Genomic DNA, 22,753 nt, shown 5'->3' with positions numbered 1-22,753 from the left:
TTGGCGCCGCCGATGAGGTTGTCGTAGTCGGTGCGGGTGAGGGTGGTGTGAGTGTCGTCGCCGGTGCTGGTGCTGGTGCTGGTGTCGGTGTCTGTGGTGGTGGGGTGTTTGGTGGCGGTGTGGGTGAGGACGAGGTCGAAGCCGATTTTGAAGCCTTCGTGGATGGCGTGGTGGATGGTGTCGATGGGGACGCCTTCGCGGGCCCAGGCGGCGGCGGCGTCGTGGAGGCGTTCGGTTTTTTCGGGGATGTTGTGGCCGTCGAGCATGCTGATGGCGAGTTCGAGGCAGGTGCGGGTGATGGTGGTGATGTCGCCGTGGATGGCGTCGCCGGGGAGGGTGCCGCAGGGGGCGACGTTTTCGACGAAGTGGCCGACCATGTGGCGGGAGAGGGCCCAGACGTCTTTGAGGGGTGAGGACATGGGTCGTCCGGAGACGGTGAGGCCGGGTCGGTCCGGAGTGGATACAGACATCGCGATACTCCCTTCGACGGCGTCGCACCAACTTAACTCGCCAGTAACCTAATTGGCGTGCCGCCGTCCGGGATCTGTTCGATCCGGTAAACGGCGGTCGAGGCGATTGGTGATCCGTAACAACGCCTGCGGCGCGTCGCGCGCTGTGATCCGTCCCAACCGGTCAGGTGACCAACGGCTTCCGGACCCAAAGTTTGCTGGGCGATTCGATCGCGCGGCGCGGCGCCCCTACCGTCGTCGGCACTGCACCGACTCACCATCGCCGGCTGGTCCCGCGGGGAGGAAAACCATGCACGAGGACGGCTCCGGCGACGAGCGGGCCGGCCGGCCGCCGCGCCCGCGCATCCCGAAGGGCTCCGGAACGTTGATACAGGTCGGACTGCAACTGGCGCTGGTGCTGCTCGACGCCTCCGACGCCGCGACCTCGGACCTGCTGGCGCGACTCGAGGCGGCCGCCGCGGAGTGCGCCCGCAGTGCGGTGCCGATCGACACCGTGCACCACGCGATCCACGAGAGCATCGCCGGGATGGTCGAGCAGGTGGGTTCCGATCCGCACCGGACGGGCCGCGGCGTCGACACCGCCGCGGTGGTCCGGGTGCTGGACGTGCTCACCTCGGCGGTCTCCCGGGGCTACCTGCGGGAGCTGCGCGGGGACGCGTAGCGGCCCGGAGCCGTCGCGACCGTGTGCGATCGTGGCCCTATGCATCTGGTGGTGGCGAATCGGGGAGAGGTGGCGGTCCGGCTGTTGCGGACCGCTCGTGATCAGGGCTACGCGACGCTGATCCTGCATACCGGCGGCGACGCCGAGACACTGCCGGTGCGGCTGGCGGACGACGCGGTGCGGCTGCCGGGCGAGGGTGCGGCCGCCTACCTGGACGTCGCGGCCGTGGTGGCCGCGGCGCGCACGGCCGGACCGGGCGCGCTGGTGCATCCCGGGTACGGATTCCTCAGCGAGAGCGCCGATTTCGCGTCGGCCTGCGCCGCGGCGGGGCTGGTGTTCGTCGGCCCCGGGCCGGAGGCGCTGCGCGTCTTCGGTGACAAGGTCGCCGCCCGCGCGGCCGCCGAGCGGGCCGGGGTGCCGGTGCTCGCGGCCACCGCGGCGGGCGCGGGTCCCGCCGAGATCGCCGCGCTCCTGGCCGATCACCCGCGCGGGGTCGTGGTGAAGGCGGCCGCGGGCGGCGGCGGGCGCGGTATCCGGGTGGTGCGCGCGGCGGACGAGATCGAGGACGCCCATCGGCGGTGCGCGGCGGAGGCGCTGGCCGGTTTCGGCGACGGGACCCTCTACGCGGAGGCGCTGGCGCCCGCGGCCCGTCACATCGAAGTGCAGGTGGTGGCGGACGGCACGCGCGCGGTGGCGCTGGGCGACCGCGATTGCAGCGTGCAGCGCCGCCACCAGAAGCTCGTCGAGATCGCGCCCGCGCCGGAATTGGCTGCGGCAGTGCGTGATCGGTTGCACGGCGCGGCCGCGCGGATCGCTGAAGCGGTGGGTTGCCGCGGGGTGATCACCGTCGAATTCCTGGTCGACGGGGACGACGCGTGGTTCCTGGAGGTCAATCCGCGATTGCAGGTCGAGCACACCGTGACCGAGGAGGTGTTCGGCGTCGATCTGGTGGCGGTGCAACTGGAACTGGCGCGCGGTCGCTCGCTCGCCGACCTGGCGCTGCCCGAGCACCCTCGCGGCTGGGCGGTGCAAGCCCGCGTGAACGCCGAAACCCTTGGCGCCGAGGGATTTCCGCTACCCGCCAGCGGCGTCGTGACGCGGTTCGCGCCTCCGGCGGGCCCCGGTGTGCGGGCCGACACGGCCTGCTTCGCCGGGCTCCGGCAGGACGCGCGATTCGATTCGCTGCTGGTGAAGGTGATCGCGCGCGGCTCCAGTTTCTCGGCCGCGGTCCGGCGTTGCGGGGATGCGTTGGCGGAGACGGTGGTGTCCGGCATCGACACCAATATCGCGCTGCTGCGCGCCGTGCTCGATGAACTCGGCGGTCCCGTCTCGACCTCCTGGTTCGAGAGCAATCTCGATGAAATACGCGCGCGTGCGGCCGTTTACGACTCGCCGCGCTCGCCGGCGTCGGGGGCAAGCTCCCGGGCGTATCCGCTTGCCCCGGCGGCCGACCCGGTGCTGTCCGACGGTGAGCAGGCCGTGCGTGCCCCGATGGGCGGCACCGTCATCGCGCTGGCCGAACCCGGCTCGGTTCATGCCGCCGGTGCCGAGGTGGCGGTGCTCGAGGCGATGAAGATGCAGCACGTGGTGCGCGCGGAACGGCCGCTGCGGGTGCTGCGCCACACCGTCGCGCCGGGGGCGGTCGTGGACCCGCACGCGGTGCTGCTGGTCTGGGCCGAGGCCGACCACGACGGCACGGTCGACGAAACCCACACGGCGGACGTGGATCTCGTGCGCGCCGACCTGGCGGAGGTGCTGCGCAGGCACGAGATCGGCACCGACGCGGCCCGCCCGGACGCGGTCGCCAAGCGGCACCGGCTGGGCCGCCGCACCGCCCGCGAGAACATCGCCGACCTGGTCGATCCGGACAGCTTCGTGGAGTACGGCGCGCTGGCGGTGGCGGCCCAGCGGCAGCGGCACAGCCTGGAGGACCTGATCGCCCGGACGCCCGCCGACGGACTCGTCGCCGGTGTCGCCACCGTGAACGCCGATCGTTTCGGCCCCGATGCCCGCGCCGTGGTGATGTCCTACGACTACACGGTGCTGGCCGGGACGCAGGGCATGCGCAACCACGCCAAGACCGATCGCATGCTCGAAATAGCCCGCGAGCGAGGCCTTCCCGTCGTCTTCTTCACCGAGGGCGGCGGCGGGCGGCCCGGCGACACCGACCACGGCGGCCTGTCGGGCTTGGACGTCACCACCTTCCGCGCGATGGGCGCGTTGTCGGGGCAGGTGCCGTTGATCGGCATCGTGTCCGGGCGGTGCTTCGCGGGAAACGCGGCGCTGCTGGGCATGTGCGATGTCGTCATCGCCACGCCGGACGCCAATATCGGGATGGGCGGACCCGCCATGATCGAGGGCGGCGGGCTGGGCGTGTACGCCCCGGAGGACATCGGCCCGATCGAGGTGCAGCGGCGCAACGGAGTCGTGCACATCGTGGCCGCCGACGAGGCCGACGCGGTCGCCACCGCCCGCCGGTATCTGTCGTATTTCCAAGGGGCACTGACGGAATGGGAAGCGCCCGATCCGCGGCTGGCCCGGCACGTGGTGCCCGAGAACCGGTTGCGCGCCTTCGACATCCGGGCCGCGATCGAGTCCGTCGCCGACCTCGGATCGGTGCTCGAGCTGCGCCGCGACTGGGGGATCGGCATCGTCACGGCGCTGATGCGGGTGGAGGGCAGGCCGTTCGGCGTGATCGCCAACGACTGCCGCCATCTCGGAGGTGCCATCGACGCGCCCGCCGCCGACAAGCTCGGCGCCTTCCTGCGACTGTGCGGCGCGCACGGTTTGCCGATTGTTTCCCTCTGCGACACACCGGGTTTCATGGTCGGCCCGGACGCCGAGCGGGAGGCCACGGTCACGAAGTTCAGCCGGTTGTTCGTCGACTCCGCCGCGTTGCGGGTGCCGTTCGGCACGATCGTCGTGCGCAAGGGATACGGGCTCGGCGCACAAGCCATGGCGGCCGGGTCTTTTCGCGGGCCGCGCTTCGTCGTCGCCTGGCCGACGGGCGAAATCGGCGGGATGGGTCTCGAGGGCGCGGTGCGCCTGGGGTTCGCCAAGGAACTTGCGGCGATCACCGACCCGGGTGAGCGGCAGGCGGCGTTCGAGAATCTGGTGCGGTTCGCCTACGACAACGGCAAGGCGCTGACCGCGGCGGCCGTCGGCGAACTCGACGACGTGATCGACCCGGCCGATACCCGCCGCTGGATCCGGACGTTGTGCTGAGCGCGCGGGGGTAATGGAGCATACGTCCAGTTCGTTGATCCCCTAACGGGTCCGCATTTTCCGTAGCGCGGTTATATCGCCGCTGACCAGGCATGTTAATAGCAGTTACATATATCACCCCCTAACCTGTTCGAACGAGGCCGTTCGGCCGTCGCCGCGCGGTATGTTTGCCTGGTGATTGCGTGGCGTTCGACGCCGTGCGATCGGGAGACGCGAGCCGTTCCCTTCGGCTCGTACTCGCCCGTCCTGCCGCGGACGGGCGATCTCGGATAGCCGGCGTCGCCGGGCCGGGCGCCTCGGCGGGTGCGCGTCCGGCGGCGTCGGCGCGAGAGGTCCCGCCAGCAATTACCAAGCGATTGTTCGGGTTTCGCGTGCCGCGGTGTGAATCGCATCGATCCGCCGCTTCGGGTGGCGGCGCCGAGCCGGTGCGGTTAAGCTCGTGCCGAGTTTTTCGAATCCGCCTGTCTACCTGGGTCTTTGACTTCTGCCCCGGGGGTGCGGCCGATTGGTATCTCTCCTGGTTGTCGGGGGCTGGAGTGCGGGAGTTGGCGGTCTCAATGGCTTCGCCGAATGCGGAAACCGGTGCACGTGCCGGTCGGGGGATTCGTCCCGCCTACTTGGCCGCGCTGGCGTGCGCGGTGGTGAGCGGCTGCCTGGCCGTCGCGGCCGTCGTGGCCACACCCGACGGGTTCCGCGTCACCTCGGCGATCGGGGCCGCGGGGGCCGCCGTCGTGCTGTGCGTCGCGGTGGCGGCGGCCGTGCACTTCCGGGTCCTCGCCGCCGAGTACCGGGCGGCGGCCGCGCGGGCGGACGAGGTGATCGTCACCGCGCACGCCGAGGCCGCCGCGCGGGTCGCCGCCGCGGAGGAGGCGGCCGAGAAGCACGCGCGGGAGGCGAAGCGCAGCGACGCCCGCCGGGCCGCGGCGCTGGCGGCCTTCGCCGGCGCGGCGGGCCGCATGCAGGCGCTCAGCACCAGCATGCTGGCGGAGCTGCGGGAGATGGAGCACCGGCACGCCGACCCGCGGGTGCTGGCCGATCTGCTGCAACTGGACCACCGCACCGCCCAGGCGGGCCGGCTGGCCGACAGCATCGCCGTGCTCAGCGGCGCGCGGACCGGCCGGCGCTGGGCCAAACCCATTGCCATGGAATCGATTCTGCGCGGCGCGATGGGCCGGGTGGCCGGCTATCAGCGCATCCGGCTGCGCGCCGTCGCGGGAGTGGGCATCGCCGGGCACGCCGCCGAGGGCATCATGCACGCGCTGGCCGAACTGCTCGACAACGCCTGCAATTTCTCCCCGCCCACGACCGAGGTGCACGTCTACGCCACCGAGGTGCCCGCCGGCGTGGTGATCACGCTCGAGGACAGCGGCCTGGTGATGAGCGAGTCGGCGCTGCGCCGGGCCGAGCGCGCGGTGTCCGGGGCCGACGCCGAAGGCCGTGGCGGCGTAGATCTTTCGTCACTGAGCGGCACGCGCCTGGGCTTGGCCGTGGTCGGCCACCTCGCCCGCAAACACGGGCTCACGGTGTCCTACCGCCCCTCGGCCATCGGCGGCACCGCCGTCGTCGTGATCGTGCCGCGCGACCTCGTCACCCGCGTCGACCGCGCCGCGTCGCCCGCCACCACCAACCGCCACCTTCCCATCCACCAGCCGGGTAAAGCGTTGCGCGACAACGCGTCAGCGGCCGGTGCCGACATGGACACGGCCACCCTGCGCACCGTCTCCGTCGACGTGCTCCCGCAGAACGACCTACCCCGCAGGCGGCCGGAGGGCAGCGCGGCGTCCAGCACCGCCGCACCGGATCCCTCGGACAGCGGAACCGCCGCGACAGGCGCTGGCGCGCAAGACTTGTCGACCGCGGCCCGCGATGCCGGTCGTGACGTGTCCGAAGGCGGTTCCGACGGCGCGGTGGCCGAGACCACGCGCGCCGAGGGGTCGGGGCCGCGGCTGCCGAAGCGGCGGCGGGGGGACACGTTGGCGGCGGCGCATCCCGGAGGGCTGCCGAAGGCGGGGGAGGGCACGAAATCCGAGGGGGCGGAGTGGAAACCGGCTTCCTCGGCGCGCAGCTCCGCACTGGGCGCCTTCCAGCGGGCCGTGTCCGGGCGCGACTCCGCGGCCGAGATCCCTTCTGTTGCACTGGAGAACGATCTATGACCACATCCACGACGGCGCAGCTGGGCTGGTTGCTCGAACAGCTGCTGGCCCGCACCCCGCAGACCAGACACGCCCTGCTGCTGTCCAGCGACGGGCTGAAGATCTGCCACACCCCCGAACTGTCGGTCGACCAGGCCGATCAGCTCTCCGCCATCGCCGCGGGCATCCAGAGCCTCTCGCACGGCGCCTCGATCGAATTCGGTTCCGGCCGTGGCGGAGTGCGGCAATCGATGACCGAGTTCTACGGCGGCATCCTGTTCATCGTGGAGGCCGGCACGGGCGCGCACATCGCGGTCGTGGCCACCGAGGACGCCGACGCCGGGCTGATCGGGCACAACATGCGCGAGCTGGTCGAACAGCTCGGCGAGTACCTGGCGGCCGCGCCGCGCGACCGGGGCGTGCCGTGACGGGCGCGATCCGCGACGAGGATCCCGACCGGCTGTACACGCTGACCGGCGGCCGCAGCCGCCCGGACTCCGAGGTCTTCGACCTGGTGACCCTCGTGGTGAGCGAATGCGACCCGACGCCCGGCATGCAGTCCGAACTGGCCGCGATCCTGGAGCTGTGCCGGGCCCCGACCGCCGTCGTGGAGATCGCGGCCGAGCTGCGGGTGCCGGTCGGCATCGCCACCATCCTGCTCGCCGACCTGCTACACGCGGGCAAGATCACCGTCCGCCACCCCGCCGCCGAACTGCCCGGCACCTGGACCCCGGTCACCGACGCGGCCACCCTGGAGAAGGTTCTCGTTGGACTCCGTAAGCTTTGATTCGTCCCCGGCCCGCGCCGACGCGCCGCTGAGCAGCAGCGTGCGGCACGGCCTGAAGCTCGTGATCGTCGGCGGCTTCGGCGTCGGGAAGACGACGATGGTGCGCTCGGTCAGCGAGATCCGGCCGTTGAACACCGAGGCGACCATGACCGATGCCGGTGCGGCCGTGGACGATTCGACCGCGGTGCCCGGCAAGACGACCACCACGGTCGCCTTCGACTTCGGCCGCCTCACCCTCGACGACGAGCACGTGCTGTACCTGTTCGGCGCCCCGGGCCAGGAGCGGTTCCGGTTCCTGTGGCAGCGCCTGTTCGCGGGTGCGCTCGGCGCCGTCGTGCTGGTCGACCCCCGCCGGATCGCCGACTGCTGGTACGCGATCGACCGCCTCGAACACCAGGGCACCCGATTCGTGTTGGCGTGCAACGACTTCGGCGTCGAGTCCTGGCATCCCGACGAGGTCCGCGCGGCGCTGGACCTCGATCCCGGTGTGCCGCTGCTGGATTGCGACGCCCGCTCGCGCGCCTCGTGCAAACGGGTGCTGATCACCCTCGTGGAACACCTCCACGCCGCCGCCACCCGCGTCCCGGAGACCGCGTCATGAGCCTGCCCGACCTCGGGGCCGACACCGCCGGTTGCCCGGTCCGCACCGAACCCGGGCTGGTGCCGCTGAGCGGCCCGCGGTTCCACACCGACCCGCACGGCCTCTACGCCGAGATGCGCCGCGACCACGGGCCGGTGGTCGCGGTGGAGCTGGTCGGCGGCATTCCGGCGTGGCTGGTCATCGGCTACCGGGAGCTGCATCAGGTGACCAGCGACCCGGAGCTGTTCCCGCGCGACGTCGCGCGCTGGAACCAGTGGCCGAACATCCCCGAGGACTGGCCGCTGCTGCCGATGGTCGGGCAGCCCATGCCGTCGATCTACTTCACCGCCGGCGCCGAGCACCGCCGCCACGTCGCGATGGTCGAACCGGCGCTCGAGGCGGTGGATCCGTTCGAATTGCGGCGCACCTGTGAGGAATTGGCGGACGAGCTGATCGACTCCTTCTGCGGGCGCGGCGAGGCCGACCTGATGGCCGAGTTCGCCGAGCTGCTGCCCGTGCTGGCGCTGGCCCGGGTGCTCGGTATCCCCGACGCGGAGGCCCCCGAACTGGCCTGGACGATGAAGACCCTGGCCGACGGCGGCGCGGACGCCCAAGCCGCCTATCAGCGCTTCAGCGAACTGATGCACCGGCTGGTGGCGATCAAACACGAACGGCCGGGCCCGGATCTGGTGTCGGTGATGCTGCGCTCGCCCGAGCCGTTCACCGACGAGGAGTACGCGCTGGACCTGCAGGCCGTCATCGCGGCCGGGCACCTGCCCACCGCCGACTGGCTGGTGAACTCGCTGCGGCTGATGCTCACCGACGAGCGTTTCGCGGCCGCCTTCGGCGGCGGCCGCCGCAGCGTCGGGCAGGCCATGAACGAGGCGCTGTGGGAGGACACCCCGACCCAGATCCTCGCCGGCCGCTGGGCCGCGCGCGATACCCGCTTGGCGGACAAGGTGATTCACGGCGGCGACCTGTTGCTGCTGGGACTGGCCGCGGCCAACGCCGACCCGCACGTGCGCCAGCACGTCGCCGACACCGAGCCCGCGCACTCCGGCAACAGCGCGCACTTCGCCTTCGGGCACGGCGAATACCGCTGCCCGTTCCCGGCGCAGCAGATCGCCGAGATCATCGCGCGCACCGGCATCGAGGTGCTGCTGGACCGGCTGCCGGACATCGACCTGGCGGTGCCCCCGCAGAACCTGGTGCGCCGCCCGTCGCCGTTCCTGCGCGGAATGACCTCTCTCCCGGTACGTTTCACTCCCGTTCGCGCGGTCGGAGGTATGCCGTGAACGCACACTGTCCCCTCGTCGTCGACCCGATGATCGGTGATCTGGCGGGCGAGACCGCCCGGCTGCGCGCCGCGGGCCCGGTCACCCGGCTGGAACTGCTCGGCGTGCCCGCCTGGACGATCACCGATCACGCTCTCGCCCGCCGGCTGCTGGTGGACCCGCGGCTGGTCAAGGACATCGGCGCGTGGTCGCTGTGGACCTCCGGGGCGGTGACGCGGCAGTGGCCGCTGATCGGCATGATCGACGCCGGCCGCTCCATGTTCACCGTCGACGGCGCCGAGCATCGCCGATTACGGATCAAGACCACCCAGGCCCTCACGCCACGGCGGCTGCGGGCGTTGCGGCCCATGATCGAACGGTTCGTCGCCGAACTGCTCGACGACCTGGCCGCCGCCGGCGACGAGCCGGTGGACCTGAAGGCCGTGTTCGCCTACCCGCTGCCGATGCGGGTGGTCAGCGAACTGATGGGCGTGCCGCGCGCGGACCACCCGATGCTGCTGGACGCCTACAAGAAGTTCTTCTCGCTGCTGACCCCGCAGGACGAGCGGCTGCGGGTGATCGCCGAACTCGACGACTACTACTACGACATGGTGCGCAAGAAGACCGCCGAGCCCACCGACGATCTCACCACCGCGCTCATCCAGGCCGACGAGGGCGGCGAGCCGCTGACCGAGGAAGAGGTCGTCGGCAATCTGAAGGCGCTGGTGGCCGCCGGGCACGAGACCACGGTCAGTCTCATCCTCGCCACCGTGCGGGCGCTGCTGACCCACCCCGACCAGTTCGATCTGCTCCGCCGCGGCGAGGTCGACTGGAAACAGGCCGTCGAGGAGACGCTGCGCTGGGACGGCCCGGTGATCCACCTGCTGATGCGGTTCGCCACCGAGGACATCACCCTCGGCGACACCGTGATCGAGAAGGGCGAGGGCGTGGTGATGTCGTACCGCGCGATCGGCCGCGACACGGCCGTGCACGGCGCCGACGCCGACGAGTTCGACCTGACCCGCCCGACCGCGAACCGCAACATCTCCTTCGGCTACGGCCCGCACGTCTGCCCGGGGGCCGCGCTGGCCCGGCTGGAGGCGGCGATCGCCCTGCCCGCGCTGTTCGACCGTTTCCCCGGGCTCCGGCTCGACGTGCCCGTCGCGGAGATCCGCAATCTGCCGGTGCTGACGCAGAACGATCTCGCGGCATTTCCGGTGCGGTTGCGCTGACCGGAGATTCGCGACCCGGTCCCGACCGGACGCCGTGACAGACTGGTCGGGTGAGCGACACGACGAATCTCCCCGCGGACGACGCCGTTCCGAGCGTGCCGCCGCCGGACCGCGGGACGGTGATCGGCACCGGGCTGCTGTGGCTGGCGAAGTGGTCGGTGTGCATCGTGGCGGTGGCGGCGGGCGCCTGGGTGCTGGCGTATCTGATCGCCAAGCTGTGGGTGGTGGTGCTGCCGGTGCTGCTGGCGCTCGTCGTCGCGACCGTGCTGTGGCCGCCCACCCGCTGGCTCACCAACCACCGCTTCCCGCCGGCCGCGGCGGCCGCGACCTCGGTGATCGGCTTCCTCGCCTTGTTCTCCGGCATCATCGCGCTGATCGTGCCGTCGGTGGTGGACCAGGCCCCCGAACTGGCCGACCGCTCCACCGCCGGTGTCCACCAGGTGCAGGACTGGTTGCAGGGCCCGCCGCTGAATATTCGGCAGGAGCAACTGGACTCGGCGGTGGACGCGATCGTGAGCCGGTTGCAGTCCAGCTCCGAGCGGATCGCGTCCGGTGTCTTCAGCGGCGTCACCACCGCGACCTCGACGGTCGTCACCCTGTTCCTGGTGCTGATCCTGACGTTCTTCTTCATCAAGGACGGGCCGCGGTTCCTGCCGTGGCTGCACGCGCTGCTGGGCAGCCGGGGCGGACGGCACTTCGAGGCGGTGCTGAACCGGGTCTGGTCGACGCTCGGCGGGTTCATCCGGACCCAGGCGCTGGTCAGCCTCATCGACGCCGTGTTCATCGGGGCCGGCCTGGTGATCCTGCACGTGCCGCTGGCGCTGGTGCTGGCGGTGATCACGTTCATCGGCGGGTTCGTCCCGATGGTCGGCGCGTTCGTCGCCGGTGCGCTCGCGGTGCTGGTCGCGTTGGTGGCCAACGGTTTCACCACGGCGCTGATCGTGCTGGGCATCATCATCGCGGTCCAGCAGATCGAGGGCAACGTGCTGCAACCGGTGTTGCAGAGCCGCAGCATGAAGCTGCACGCCGTGATCGTGCTGCTCGCCGTCACCGCGGGCGGCTCGCTGTTCGGGATCGTCGGCGCGTTCCTCGCGGTGCCCGTCGCGGCGGTGGTGGCGGTGGTGATCCGCTACATCGGCGAGCAGATCGACGTGGTCACCACGCCGCCGGGCGCGGAAACCGACGACACTGTGGCGCAGCCGGACTGACTCGGCGGCGCGGCGGAAAAGTTCGCCGAGGCAACGATCTTGCTGTGAATGTGCCACCGGGGCAATCGATTCCGGTCCGGTGCGGCGGTCGCGGACCCTACACTCGCGGAGTGAGTATTCCGACCGAACCCATCGGCAGCATTCCCCGTCCCGCCGATCTGCTCGAGGCATTGGCGGCATACGAATCCGGCGCGCTCGACGCGGCGGCCCTGGCCGCCCGGCAGGAGCGGGCGGTGGCCGACACCCTCGCCGCCCTGTCCGCCCTCGGTTCGCCCGTGGTGACCGACGGCGAGCAGGCCAAGCCGAGCTTCGCCACCTATCCGATCACCGGGCTGCCCGGGCTGGCGCCCGACGGCGCGGTCATCCCGTTCGCCGACGGCCACCAGCGGCAGCTGCCCCGCCTCACCGCGGGGCCGTTTCGTTATCAGGCCTTCGCGGTGAGTTATCTGCTTGCCGCGCAGAAACATTCGAAGGTGCCGGTGAAGCAGGCGGTGATCGCGCCGTCGGCGCTGAGCCTGCTGTATCCGGCCGAGGGGATCGAGGGCTACCCGCGCGAGCGGTTCCTGGCGGATCTGGCCGACGAGGCCGAGCGGGACATCCGCGGCTGCCTCGACGCGGGCGCGCACACGGTCCAGCTGGACTTCACCGAGGGTCGGCTGTCGCTGAAACTGGATCCCAGCGGCGGCGTGCTGGACAGCTTCATCGAGTTGAACAACCTTGTGCTGCAACGCTTCTCCGAGGAGGAGCGCGCGCGGATCGGGGTGCACACCTGCCCGGGCGGCGACCAGGACTCCACCCACAGCCTCGACGTGGACTACGCGGCGCTGCTGCCGAAACTGTTGCAGCTGAAGGCCGGCGCCTTCTATGTGCAACTGGCCAGCGAGCCCGATCCGGACAAGGTGCTGAGCGTCATCGCCGAGCACCTGCCCGCCGGCGCTCGAATCTTCGTGGGCGTCACCGACCCCATCGACCCGCGGGTGGAAACCGCGGAGGAGGTTCGCGACCGAGTCCTCACCGCCGCCCGTTACCTGCCGGTGGACCGCCTGGGCACCTGCGACGACTGTGGTTTCGCCCCCTTCGCCGACGACACCTCCACCTCCCGCGAGATCGCCTTCGCGAAGATTCGGGCGAGGTTGGAGGGGACCGCGCTGGCGGCGGCCGAATTGGGGGTGTGAGTGCGCGGGCGCGTAGAAAGCGGGCGGGAGTAGCCGAGTTGCCCGGATCCGGCGTGCGCGTCAGCGGGTGCGCGCACCGGTGAGGGCGGCGGCCCAGCGGCTGAGAGGGTCGGGGCGGAGCATGTCGCGGCCGACATCGGTTCGGGCGTAACGTAATACGTCGTTCGCGGCCAAGGCGGGAAGACGTGGTTCGTCGAGCCGGTCGGCGGCGAAGCGGTACAGGTCGGACAGTTTCGGTAGGACGAGGCCGTAGTCGATGGTGCGGGCGACCCGGCCTTCGCGTGCGAGTACTTCGTCGATCGTCATGCCGTGCAAGGGATATCGCTCGGGGAACACGTTGCGCAGGTCCAGGAACATGCGGACCGATCCGCCGCGCGGGTCGGCCAGGTACCGCGCGGCGCGGCCCAGCCGGCCGAGCGCCAGGTCCGGCCGTTCGGCGAGGGCGTGGGCGAACAGGACCCGCACGAGGGTCACGTTCATCATGAACCGCTCGGGCGGCAGTTCCGCCTCGGCCAGCCGGGCGTTGTCGAGGTATCCGGTCACGATGCTGCGATTGTGCGCGCGGTACCAGGTGGCGGGGGAGGGCGCGGCCAGGAACTCCAGCCAGCGCCGCACGCCCGGCACCGCCGTGTCCGCGCCCGCGTCCCACAGTGCGCGGGCGGCGAGCTTGTCGCGCAACAGCCGATCGTTGACCGCCCGCCACCACGGGCTGCCGGACACCGGATCCAAGACGCCGCGTTCCAGCTCCCAGCGGAGGAAGGTCAGCTCGGCCCGCTGATACCCCGGCACGTGGGCCGGATAGAACGCCGCGGCCAGCCGCAGCCGTTCGCGCGGCCGCAGGCGGGCGTCCGCCACCCGCGCGGCCGCGTGACCACCGGCCTGGTCCAGATCCATTGCGGCTCACTGTACCGCCGTGCACCCGCGCGAGCGGATCAAGTCGAGGGCGCGTGGTCTTTCGCCCGGAGCGTGACCTCGGGGACGGGAGGGGCGGGTGCTGCCGGGTGGATGCGGCGGTGGGCTCGGCGCATCCAGGCGGGCGCCCACCACGAGAGCTCGCCGAGGAGTTTCATGGTCGCGGGAACCAGGAGCAGGCGCAGCACCGTGGCGTCGATGAACAGCGCCGCCACCATGCCGACGGCGATGTACTGCATCATCACCAGGTCGGACAGGGCGAACGCGCCGGTGACGACGAGCAGGATCAGGGCGGCCGCGGTGATGATCCGGCCGGTGCCCGCGATGCCCGTGCGGATCGCCTCGGTGGTCGACGCGCCCGCCGCGCGCGCCTCGACGATGCGGGCGAGCAGGAACACCTCGTAGTCGGTGGAGAGCCCGTAGATCACCGAGATGATCAGCACCAGCACCAGCGACATGATCGGCTGCGGCGTGAAACCCAGCACCCCGGAGCCGTGGCCCTCGACGAAGATCCAGGTCAGAATGCCGAGCGTGGAACCGAGGCCGAGCAGGTTGAGCACCGCCGCCTTGAGCGGCAGCACCAGCGAGCCGAAGGTGAGGAACAGCAGCACCGTGGTGGCGAGGAACACCAGCGCGATCATCAGCGGCATCCGCTTCAGCAAGGCGTCGACGCTGTCCTTCTCCACCGCCGGCTGACCGCCGACCAGCAGCATGGTGCCGTTCGGCAGCGGCATCGAGCGCAGGTAGTCGATGGTGGCGTCGGCGTCGGCGGAACGCGCGAGCACGGTGTTGGTGGTGAAGACGTTGGACTGCGCGGGCCGCTGCAGCAGCGCGGGGAACGGCGCCTCCAGGCCCGGCGCGCGGTTCGCCTGTGCCAGTACGGTATCGATGTCGCGCACGTCGTAGGTGATGAGCACCAGGTCGACCGGGTCGATGCGGCGCAGCGGGAAGATCTCGTCGAAGTGCTGCTGCGCCAACCGGGCCGGATGGTCCGGCGGCAGGAACCGCTCGCTGATGGTGCCGAAGGAGACGTGCACCACCGGCGCGATGAGCAGAAGCAGCACGGCGCACACCGGAACGCCCACCGCCAGCGGCCTTTTCATCACCCACCCGGCGAACCGGCCCCAGGCGTTGTCGGATCCGGCGGGGTCGGGCAGCGCTCGGGCGTCGGCCGGGCCGGTGGGGTCCGCCCCCGCACGAGCCGAACGCAGCGTGCGCCGAAACCTGTTCCAGCTCAACCAATCCACGCGCCGCCCGAGAATGGCGAGCATGGCCGGGAGGACGGTGACGGCCGTGAGCGCGGCGAGCGCCACGGTGACCATCGAGCCGTAGGCGAACGAACGCAGAAAACCCTGCGGGAACAACAGGATTCCGGCCGCGGCGGTGATCACGATGGTGGCCGAGAAGATCACGGTGCGGCCGGCGGTGGACACGCTGCGCCGCACGGCCTCCGGGACGTCGCGCCCGTCGGCGAGTTCCTCGCGGAACCGGCTGACGATGAACAGCCCGTAGTCGATCGCCAGCCCCAGCCCGATCATCGAAACCACCGGGGAGACGAAGGAATTCACCTCGGTCACCGTGGTGAACAGCCGGATGATGCCCCACGCGCCGAGCACCGTGAGACCACCGATGAGCAACGGCAGCGCGGCGGCGACCACCCCGCCGAACACGAAGAACAGCAGCACCGCGACCGCCGGGATCGCGAACAGCTCCATCCGCCGCTGGTCGTGGGCCATGGTGTCGTTGAGCGCGCCCGCGACCGCCTGCCCGCCCGCGACCTCCATGCGAATGCCCGGAATGTCGAAGGCGGACTGCACCTTTCGATAGTTTCGCATCATCTCGGTGTCGCTGCTCCCGGCGATGGCGACCGAGGCGAAGGCGTGCCGGTGATCGGGCGAGCCGAACAGTTCGGGCAGCGTCATCCCGGTCTCGGTCGGCCAGTACGCGCCGTTGATCTTGCTGATCTCGCCCGGATACCGCTGTGGCAGGCTGTCGAGGCTGTCCACGACGGTCTTCGCGAACTCCGGATCGTCGATGGTGCCGCCCTCGGGCGCGTGGTACAGCAGGATCACGTCCGCGCTGTGGTCGTGGCCGAAGACCTGGTCCTTCAGCCGCGCGGCCTGCGCCGATTCCGAGGTCGGGTCGTCCCAGCCGCTGGAACTCAGGTGCTCGCCCAGCCCGAGGCCGTAGGCGCCCAGCGCGAGCAGCGCGAGCACCGTCACGCCCAGCACCGTGAACCGCCGCCGCACCACCGTTTCTGCCCAGCGCGTGAACTCGGCGAACAAACCCGCTCCCTCTCTGTGCTCGTGCGACCCCGAGCAAACCATAGGACCGGGCGCGCGCCGCGTGGGCGATCGCGAAATTCCGTTAGGGGACATCACAGTCCGGGACAACCGGATTCAGCGATGTTTACAAAGATCTCGAAGGAGTCACGCCGACTGCCTGGTTTCTCGGCCATGCTGACCCCGATCAGGGTCAACGGCGTGACCTCCATCCAACGAATCGCCGCACCGAACGGCGATCACAAACACCCGAGTCCGGGAGGATGTGCGTGTCGGATATTGCAATCGTGGGTATCGGTTGTCGGTTTGCGGGGGGAATCGACTCTCCCGATACCTTCTGGGATTTCGTTGTCGACAAGCGCGACGGTGTCGTCGACATTCCCGCGGACCGGTGGGACTACCGTCGCTACTACGACCCGGAGCCGCGGACTCCGGGCCGCGCCTACACCAAGCGCGGCGCGTTCATGACGATCGACCCGTGGGAATTCGATCCCGACTTCTTCGGCATCTCCCCGCGCGAGGCGACCGTACTGGACCCGCAGCAGCGCCTGATGCTCGAGGTGACCTGGGAGGCCCTCGACGACGCCGGGATGGCGGGGCGCGCGGCCGGCGGCTCGGTCGGCGTCTACGTCGGCGGGTTCGTGGTGGACCAGTCGGTCATCGGCGTGGTCGGCCCGGCACTGTTCCACACCGACATGCACACCCCGGCCAGCGCGTCCTACACGATGCTGTCGAACCGAATCGCCTACGCGCTCAACCTCGTCGGGCCCGCGATTACCGTCGACACGGCGTGCTCGTCGTCGCTGGTGTCGTTCCACCTGGCGTGCCAGGGCCTCGAGAACGGCGACTGCGACGTGGCGCTGGCGGGCGGCGTGAACGTGATGCTGCAGCCGGAGACGTTCGTGCTCATGTGCAAGGGCAGCTTCCTGGCCGCCGACGGCCGCTGCAAGTCCTTCGACGCCGCCGCCGACGGCTACGGGCGCGGCGAGGGCGCGGGCATGGTGGTGCTGAAGAAGCTCGACGACGCGGTGCGCGACGGCGACCGCATCTACGCGGTGGTCAAGGGCACCGGCTCCAACCAGGACGGCCGCACCACCGCGATCACCGTCCCGAACGTCGACTCGCAGGCCGCGCTGGCCCAATCGGTCTGTGCCCGTGCGGGTCTGGCGCCCGATTCGATCACCTACCTGGAGGCGCACGGCACCGGCACCCTGGTCGGCGACCCGGTCGAACTGCGCGCGCTGGGCCGCGTGTTCGGCGCGCCGTCGGGGCGCAGCGGCACCATCGGCGTCGGCTCGGTGAAGGCGACGATCGGCCACACCGAGGCCGCCGCGGGTGTCGCCAGCGTGATCAAGGCCGCGCTGGCCGTGCACCACCGGACGCTGCCTCCGCAGGGCTGGCTGGACAAGCCGAACCCGGACATCCCGTTCGACGAACTGGGTCTGCACATCCAGACCGAGGCTGAGCCGCTGGCGCCCGGCGCGCCCGAAATGACCATCGCCGTCAACGGTTTCGGCTACGGCGGCACCAACGCGCACGCGATCCTGCAGGAGTACCGCGCCGAACCGGCGCCCGCGCCCGAGTCGCGGCGGCACTTCGGCATCCTGCCGATCTCGGGCCGCAGCACCGGCGCCGCGCGCGCGTTGGCCGGCCGCTTCGCCGACCTGATCAGCGCGGGCGCCGACCCCGACCATCTCGCCGAGGCGGCGTGGACCCGGATGGCGCACCACAACTTCCGCACCGGCGTGCTCGTCGACGACACCGAGGACCTGGTTCGGGAGCTGCGGCAGTACGCGAGCGGCGAGGGCCGCGACGCGGCGCGCACCATCGTCTCGCGCGCCGCCGAGCCGGTGTTCGTCTTCTCCGGCATGGGTCCGCAGCGCTGGAACATGGGCCGCGAACTGCTCACCGCCGGAGGCGTTTTCGCCGAGACGGCGAAGGAGATCGATCGGGAGTTCCAGGCGCTGGCGGGCTGGTCGATCATCGAGGAACTACTGCGGCCGGAGGAGGAGTCGCGGGTGACCACCACCGCGGTCGCCCAGCCGGCCAACTTCCTGGTGCAGGTCGGCCTGGTTCGCGAGTTCGAGCAGTACGGGATCAGGCCCGCGGCGATCGTCGGGCACAGCGTCGGCGAGGTGTCGGCGGCGTATGTGAGCGGGATGCTGTCGCTGTCGGACGCGGTGCTGGTGGCGTATCACCGGGCCCGGTTGCAGGCGACCACGGCCGGAACGGGCGGCATGCTCGCGGTCGGCCTGACCCCCGACCAGGCGCAGGATCTGGTCGCCGGTGATCCGAGCGTGGACGTCGCGGCGATCAACAGCGCGAGCGGCGTCACGCTCTCCGGCGACGAGGGCCGCCTCGACGAGATCGCCGAAAAGCTCACTCAGGACGGTGTTTTCGCGCGCCGCCTGAAGGTGGAGGTGCCCTACCACAGCCGTTTGATGGACCCGATCCTCGACGAGCTGCGCACCGCGCTGGCGGGGCTCACGCCGCGGATGCCGACCGTGCCGCTGTACTCCACGGTGACCGGCGGCCGGGTCAGCGAGGGCGACTGGGACGGCGACTACTGGTGCGCCAATGTCCGGCAGCCGGTGCGGTTCGCCTCCGCGATCACCGAATTGATCGGCGCGGGCAGCCGGGTGTTCCTGGAGGTAGGCCCGCATCCGGTGCTGTCGGGCAACGTGCGCGAGGCGCTGCTGGGCGCGGACGTCACCGGCACCACGGTGCCCACGCTGGACCGCGACCAGACCGATCCGGAGAGCATCCGCCGCACCCTGATCGGCCTGCACGCCGCCGGCGTGCTCGACCGCGACTTCCTGTTCCCGGCCGAGCGCGCGGCCACCCCGCACGTGCCGGTCCCGCGCTACCCCTGGCAGCGCACCCGGCTGCACGCGCCGCTGCCGCTGTTCGAGCAGGCCCGGCTCGGTTCGCCCGGCACCTACGCCATGCTCGGCGACCCGGACGTGGAGGGACGGCCGAACTGGCTGCTCCAGGTCGGCAGCGAGGTGCTGCCGTGGCTGGCCGACCACGTGGTCAACGGGATCCGCATCATGCCGGGCGCCGGGTACCTCGATGCCGCGCTCAGCGCCGCCGCCACCCAGCTCGGCGTCAAACGCGTTGCGGTGGAACAGGTCCGGTTCGTGGCGCCGCTCATCATGGGCGCGCCCGACGTGCCGCTGATGGCGATCACGATCGAGGAGACCAGCAACCGGTTCAGCATCCGCTCGCGCAGCGCCACCGGCACGGCCTGGACCCTGCACGCCTCCGGGCGGGCGCTGACCGGAAGCCACGAGCAGACCAAGGCCACCGTGCCCACCATCGACGTCGGCCTCGACGTCGATCCCGAGATGTTCTACTCCGGCCTGGCCGCCGCGGGCCTGCAGTACGGGCCGTCGTTCCGGCGCGTCACGTCGGTGCGGGTCGGCAAGGACACCGTGGTCGCGACGGTCGACGGCTCGATCGCCGCGGACTCCGGCCACCTGGCGCACCCGGCGGTGGTCGACGCCGCCATGCAGAGCGCCGCGCTGCTGTTCGCCGACGAGCGCATCGACGAGGGCGTGATGGTGCCGGTCGGGGTGGCCGCGGTGCGGCTGCTCGCCGAATTGCCCGAGCGGATCACCGTGGTCGCGCGGCGCAGCGCGCACGCCCGGCTGCGCGCGGACGTCGACCTGCTCGACGACGACCACAACCTGGTGATGCGCCTGACCGGGCTGCAGATCGGCGCGCTCAAGCCCGGCGACGACCCGCTGCACCGGATGGCCGACTTCTACTACGGCGACACCATGGAACAGCGCGACCCCGTCGACCCGGCTGCGCTGCGCGACGCGGGCACGGCCAGCATCGTGGTCGTCGCGCTCGGAAACAGCGGCCGCGCAGGCGAACTCGCCGCCGCGCTGCCGGGCTCGCGGCTCTACCTCGCCGACCCGAGTGACCCGGAATTGGAGGCCGGCCTGGTGGCGAACCTGGCCGCCGCCAAGGCCGACGACACCCAGCGCGTGCACGTGTGCCTGGTGGCCGGCGACACCGCCGACGACCTCGGCGCGCTGTGGACCCTCAAGCGCCTCGCCGTCGCCGTGGACGAATTCGCCAACCCACCCGTGGAGGGGGAGTCGCCGCAGAGCGTGTTCGGCGACGGGTCGGTGCACGCCACCCTGGTCACCGAGCGGGCGTTCAGCCTGCCGGAGAGCCCGATCCCGCCCGACACCGGGCAGGCCGCGCTGGCGGGCGCGCGCCGGGTGCTGCTCAACGAGCAGACGCCGCTGCGGTGGCGGCTGATCGACGTGGAGCCCGAGACCCCGATCGCCGATCTGGTGGCGGAACTGGCTGTGCCGGGCGCGTTCTCGCTCGACAACTCCGACGAGGTGCTGCTGCGCGACGGCGTCCGCTGGGTCCCGGTGGTGACCAAGCCGCTGCCGGACCGGCTCGAGGCGCTGGACACCGCCGCCCCGCTGACCGATCCCGAGGCCAACTTCACGCTGGAGCTGCCGCGCACCCGGCTGCTGTCGGCACTGGCGTGGCGCGAATGTCCGCGCCGCGCACCGGAACCCGGCGAGATCGAGGTCCGGATGCAGGTGATCGGGTTGAACTACAAGGACCCGCTCAAGGTCATCGGCCTGCTCGGCGAGCGCGAGCTGGCGCCGACGTACTTCGGCACCGTGCCCGGCATGGAGGGCGTCGGCACCGTGGTGCGGGTCGGGGCGGACGTCACCGACGTCGCGGTGGGCGACCTGGTCGCGGTCGCGGCCAAGGGCATGATGCGCCGCTACGCCATCGTGGACCGTCAGCTGGCGGTCGTCCTGCCCCCCGACGCCGACCCCGGCTACTGCACCAGCACCATCGCCTTCGGCACCGCCGAGTACGGCTTGCTCGACCTGGCCCGGCTCGAACCCGGCGAGACGGTGCTCATCCACGGCGCCGCGGGCGGCGTCGGTACGGCCGCCATCCAGGTCGCCAAGGCGCACGGCGCGCGCATCATCGGCACCGCGAGCACCGAGGAGCGGCGCGCGCACGTGCTGTCGCTGGGCGCGGACCACGCGCTGAACTCGCGCTCGCTGAACTTCGTCGACGACGTGCTCGAGCTGACCGGCGGGCAGGGCGTCGAGGTGGTGCTCAGCAGCGCGCCCGGGGAGATCCTGCGGCAGAACTTCAACGCGGTCGCGGAATTCGGGCGGATCGTGGAGGTCGGCAAGGCCGACATCTACACCGGCGGCGTGCTGGAGCTGGCGAACTTCGACAAGAACGTCGCCTACTACTCGATGGACCTGGACCGCCTGGTGGCGGTGCGCCCGCAGCGGCTGGCGAACCTGCTGCAGCGGGTGTACGAGAAGGTGTCCGACGGCACCTATCAGCCGCTGCCGTACCGGATGTTCGAGACCCACGAGGTCGGCAAGGCCTTCGAGGAGACCATCCGCTCGACCGGGCTGACCCGGATCGCGCTGCGCATCGACTCGCCGGAGCCGCCGGTGCGGCCCTACCTGCCCGACGTCGAGATCCGCGGCGACGCAACCTATCTCGTCACCGGCGGGTTCGGCGGGTTCGGCCTGGCCACCGGCCGCTGGCTGACGCTGCGCGGCGCCCGCCGGCTGGTGCTGCTGGGCCGCGGCGGCGCGACCACCGAGGAGGCGCGCCGGCAGCTCGAGGCCTGGCGCACGGTCGGCGTCGAGGTGATCGAGGAGCGCGTCGACGTGACCGACCGCGAGGCCGTCGCGGCGATGGTGGCCCGGGTGCACAGCCCGGAGCATCCGCTGCGCGGGGTGTTCCACGCGGCCGGCGCGGTGGCCGACAACCGCATCAGCAAGCTGGAGCACGAACAGCTGGCCAAGGTGTACCTGCCGAAGGTGCACGGCGCCCGCGCGGTGCACGACGCCGTCGAGGCCGCGGGCATCGAACTGGACATGTTCGTGCTGTACTCCTCCGGCGGTTCCATGTACGGCATCTACGGCCAATTCAGTTACTGCGCGGCCAATGTCGCGGTCGAGCAGCTGGCCGAGCAGTGGGCGCGCGCCGGCGAGCGGGCGCTGACCATCGGGTGGGGCCACCTGTCCGGCGCGACGGGCGGCATGGCGGCCGACGAGACCGCGGTCAAGTACCTCGACCTGGTCGGCTTCGGGCCCATCGACATGTCCGACGCCACCGCCTACATGGAGCAGACGCTGCGGCTCGGGGCGACCCGGGCGGCGATCATCCCGACCGACTGGGCCAAGCTCACCGGCACCTTCCCGCAGCTGACGCGCACCGGGCGCACCGTCGCGCTGGCGCAGGCCTCGGCCAAGGACACCTCCGAACTGGCCCAGCTGCACGCCGAGCTGGCGGCGATGGAGGAGCACAAGCGCGGCCCGTTCGTCGCGCGCAAGATGGCCGAGGAACTGGCGGTCGTGATGGGTGTGCCGGTGGAGTCCATCGACATGACCGTCCCCGTGCCCGAACTGGGCCTGGACTCGCTGATGGCCGTGGAGCTGGGCGCCCGCGTCACCAAGACCCTCGGCATCGACCTGATGTCGTTGCAGATGGGCCGGTCGTTCAGCCTGGAACAGGCCGGACCGAAGGTGGCCGAGCTGATCCTCGCGCACGAGCCGGGACAGGCGCAGGCCGTGCCTGCGGTGACGGGCCTCGCCGAGCCCGCGGCCGAGGGGGCGGCGAGCAACGGCTCGGGCGGCAACGGGTCCGCGACGAACGGTGGCGGGAGCAACGGTGCTCAGGGCGCGGTGGCAGGTGCCGTCGCCACGACGGTCGGATAGCGACCGGCCAACGCACACACGCCCGTCCCGGATCACGGTGTCGCTCGGCAGGTTTCGAGCCGACACTGCGGTCCGGGG

Annotated in this window: 14 protein-coding genes; 11 read left to right on the top strand and 3 right to left on the bottom strand. The window is 71.2% G+C overall.

Annotation, left to right across the window (positions count from 1 at the left end):
• A partial coding sequence (locus IU476_RS30750; protein ID WP_500048438.1) for an RsbRD N-terminal domain-containing protein occupies nucleotides 1-470 on the bottom strand: 470 nt, incomplete at its 3' end.
• 289 nt (nucleotides 471-759) lie between these two features.
• Between IU476_RS30750 and IU476_RS30745 the strand changes: the two genes are divergently transcribed.
• The 10 genes from IU476_RS30745 (at nucleotide 760) to IU476_RS30700 (ending at nucleotide 12,744) form a co-directional block, all read left to right on the top strand.
• Nucleotides 760-1,131, top strand: a complete 372-nt coding sequence (locus IU476_RS30745; RefSeq protein WP_195105796.1) for an RsbRD N-terminal domain-containing protein — start codon at nucleotides 760-762, stop codon at nucleotides 1,129-1,131.
• 39 nt (nucleotides 1,132-1,170) lie between these two features.
• Nucleotides 1,171-4,356, top strand: coding sequence for an acetyl-CoA carboxylase family protein (locus tag IU476_RS30740; RefSeq protein ID WP_195105795.1), 3,186 nt, complete (start codon nucleotides 1,171-1,173; stop codon nucleotides 4,354-4,356).
• A 557-nt stretch (nucleotides 4,357-4,913) separates the two neighbouring features.
• Entirely contained in the window at nucleotides 4,914-6,509 is a 1,596-nt protein-coding gene (locus IU476_RS30735) for a sensor histidine kinase (RefSeq protein ID WP_195105794.1), read from the top strand.
• A complete protein-coding gene (locus IU476_RS30730) occupies nucleotides 6,506-6,916 on the top strand; it encodes a roadblock/LC7 domain-containing protein (RefSeq protein ID WP_195105793.1) in 411 nt (136 codons plus the stop codon). The genes IU476_RS30735 and IU476_RS30730 overlap by 4 nt, the downstream gene beginning before the upstream one ends.
• On the top strand, nucleotides 6,913-7,275 hold the full coding sequence (locus IU476_RS30725) for a DUF742 domain-containing protein (protein ID WP_195105792.1): 363 nt from the start codon (nucleotides 6,913-6,915) through the stop codon (nucleotides 7,273-7,275). Before IU476_RS30730 ends, IU476_RS30725 begins: the two co-directional genes overlap by 4 nt.
• A 28-nt stretch (nucleotides 7,276-7,303) precedes the next feature.
• Complete coding sequence (locus tag IU476_RS30720; RefSeq protein WP_438944088.1) at nucleotides 7,304-7,876, top strand: GTP-binding protein; 573 nt, start codon at nucleotides 7,304-7,306, stop codon at nucleotides 7,874-7,876.
• Entirely contained in the window at nucleotides 7,873-9,150 is a 1,278-nt protein-coding gene (locus tag IU476_RS30715; RefSeq protein WP_195105790.1) for a cytochrome P450 family protein, read from the top strand. The genes IU476_RS30720 and IU476_RS30715 overlap by 4 nt, the downstream gene beginning before the upstream one ends.
• Entirely contained in the window at nucleotides 9,147-10,361 is a 1,215-nt protein-coding gene (locus IU476_RS30710; protein ID WP_324194451.1) for a cytochrome P450 family protein, read from the top strand. Before IU476_RS30715 ends, IU476_RS30710 begins: the two co-directional genes overlap by 4 nt.
• Before the next feature lie 50 nt (nucleotides 10,362-10,411).
• Entirely contained in the window at nucleotides 10,412-11,569 is a 1,158-nt protein-coding gene (locus tag IU476_RS30705) for an AI-2E family transporter (protein WP_195105789.1), read from the top strand.
• A 110-nt stretch (nucleotides 11,570-11,679) separates the two neighbouring features.
• The gene (locus IU476_RS30700; protein ID WP_195105788.1) at nucleotides 11,680-12,744 is read left to right on the top strand and encodes a cobalamin-independent methionine synthase II family protein; all 1,065 of its coding nucleotides are present in this window, start codon (nucleotides 11,680-11,682) and stop codon (nucleotides 12,742-12,744) included.
• Nucleotides 12,745-12,804: 60 nt separating this feature from the next.
• On the opposite strand, the gene IU476_RS30695 is transcribed toward IU476_RS30700, so the two are convergent.
• Together IU476_RS30695 and IU476_RS30690 are read right to left on the bottom strand one after the other, a co-directional pair.
• Complete coding sequence (locus tag IU476_RS30695; protein ID WP_195105787.1) at nucleotides 12,805-13,638, bottom strand: hypothetical protein; 834 nt, start codon at nucleotides 13,636-13,638, stop codon at nucleotides 12,805-12,807.
• A 38-nt stretch (nucleotides 13,639-13,676) separates the two neighbouring features.
• Nucleotides 13,677-15,941: an MMPL family transporter gene (locus IU476_RS30690; protein ID WP_195105786.1), complete on the bottom strand. Its 2,265-nt coding sequence runs from the start codon at nucleotides 15,939-15,941 to the stop codon at nucleotides 13,677-13,679.
• 266 nt (nucleotides 15,942-16,207) lie between these two features.
• Between IU476_RS30690 and IU476_RS30685 the strand changes: the two genes are divergently transcribed.
• On the top strand, nucleotides 16,208-22,675 hold the full coding sequence (locus IU476_RS30685; RefSeq protein WP_195105785.1) for a type I polyketide synthase: 6,468 nt from the start codon (nucleotides 16,208-16,210) through the stop codon (nucleotides 22,673-22,675).
• Nucleotides 22,676-22,753: the final 78 nt, after the last annotated feature.

Source organism: Nocardia blacklockiae, from assembly GCF_015477355.1.
Lineage (GTDB): Bacteria > Actinomycetota > Actinomycetes > Mycobacteriales > Mycobacteriaceae > Nocardia > Nocardia blacklockiae.
This window is presented reverse-complemented; position numbering and strand designations above follow the sequence as displayed.

Coding starts and splice junctions, on each gene's coding strand:
- IU476_RS30745 (WP_195105796.1), top strand. CDS start 760: ATGCACGAGGACGGCTCCGGCGACGAGCGGGCCGGCCGGCCGCCGCGC.
- IU476_RS30740 (WP_195105795.1), top strand. CDS start 1,171: ATGCATCTGGTGGTGGCGAATCGGGGAGAGGTGGCGGTCCGGCTGTTG.
- IU476_RS30735 (WP_195105794.1), top strand. CDS start 4,914: ATGGCTTCGCCGAATGCGGAAACCGGTGCACGTGCCGGTCGGGGGATT.
- IU476_RS30730 (WP_195105793.1), top strand. CDS start 6,506: ATGACCACATCCACGACGGCGCAGCTGGGCTGGTTGCTCGAACAGCTG.
- IU476_RS30715 (WP_195105790.1), top strand. CDS start 7,873: ATGAGCCTGCCCGACCTCGGGGCCGACACCGCCGGTTGCCCGGTCCGC.
- IU476_RS30695 (WP_195105787.1), bottom strand. CDS start 13,638: ATGGATCTGGACCAGGCCGGTGGTCACGCGGCCGCGCGGGTGGCGGAC.